This is a genomic window from Vibrio sp. 704, from assembly GCF_033339295.1.
In genome coordinates this window covers 1-548 of sequence record NZ_JAWOUH010000873.1, presented here as the reverse complement: position 1 = coordinate 548, position 548 = coordinate 1, and the positions used below count along the sequence as shown (strand labels likewise).

The following is a 548-nucleotide window of genomic DNA, read 5'->3' as shown; positions in this document are numbered from 1 at the left end:
AAATAGAAATTCGAAACGCACGCCAACTTTCTCGCTTAGCCCCTAAATGCCAAAACAGCTGGCGTTGTTCGCGAGTCGCTTCGGGTCTAAGCATCGAGTAGAAGTACGTTTTGTTTTCATGTTCATGAGTAAACGAGTACAAAACGTTACTGGTGCCTTTCACGCCTTGTTTGATCAAAGAAGCGACGCGTTGCTCGTTAAACAAGGAGCCAAACACTTGCTGATTTCTCTCATCGTGCCAGTACTGCCACAACTTTTGGTTGTTTGGTGTCAGCATCGCTAGCTTGAGTTCGTTACCATCAAAAAACAGTGGTAAGTTGCTCGTGTGTTTGAGTGCAATGTGCTCATAACCGCGTGTGCGTGCACGAATGATTTTATCTTGGTTGTCATGACGTGCGCGTTTGGCGGCACTGTTTAATGCTTCGTCGATGACGCGCGCAACGACATTGGTTTCCGTTAGACGAATGGTTCGTAGATAGCGCACTGCATCATTTTCATAGCAATCGTCTACGGCCAATACTCGATACGACAGTGGCTTTTCGATGCCC

Annotated in this window: 1 pseudogene; it reads right to left on the bottom strand. The window is 46.9% G+C overall.

Going from position 1 to position 548, the window contains the following annotated elements:
- Window positions 1–548, bottom strand: a pseudogene (locus R7R24_RS29630) (PilZ domain-containing protein); the annotation flags it as partial.